Annotated in this window: 1 protein-coding gene; it reads left to right on the forward strand. The window is 69.4% G+C overall.

Going from position 1 to position 346, the window contains the following annotated elements; genetic code table 11:
* Nucleotides 1–346 (forward strand): beta-ketoacyl synthase N-terminal-like domain-containing protein (locus NQU54_RS48920; RefSeq protein WP_257636705.1); only part of this gene is annotated, 346 nt, incomplete at both ends.

The following is a 346-nucleotide window of genomic DNA, read 5'->3' on the forward strand; positions in this document are numbered from 1 at the left end:
TTGTGCACCCGGCTGACCGGCGAGACAGCCGGTTCTCATGCTCCTCTCGCGGTGCGGGCCGATGCGGACGATCCCGTGGCGATCGTCGGCATGACCTGCCGCTTCCCGGGAGGTGCGAACTCCCCCGAGGCGCTGTGGGACCTGGTCGCCTCGGGGAAGGACGTGATGGGGGCGTTTCCGACCGGCCGGGGCTGGGATCTGGACGGTCTGTTCCATCCGGACCCCGACCACCCGGGTACCAGCTATGCCAACGAGGGTGCCTTCCTCTACGACGCGGATGCGTTCGACGCGGCGTTTTTCGGGATCAGTCCGCGGGAGGCGCTGGCGACCGATCCGCAGCAGCGGC

It is taken from the genome of Streptomyces malaysiensis subsp. samsunensis (assembly GCF_024519315.1).
Classification (GTDB): Bacteria; Actinomycetota; Actinomycetes; order Streptomycetales; family Streptomycetaceae; genus Streptomyces; species Streptomyces malaysiensis.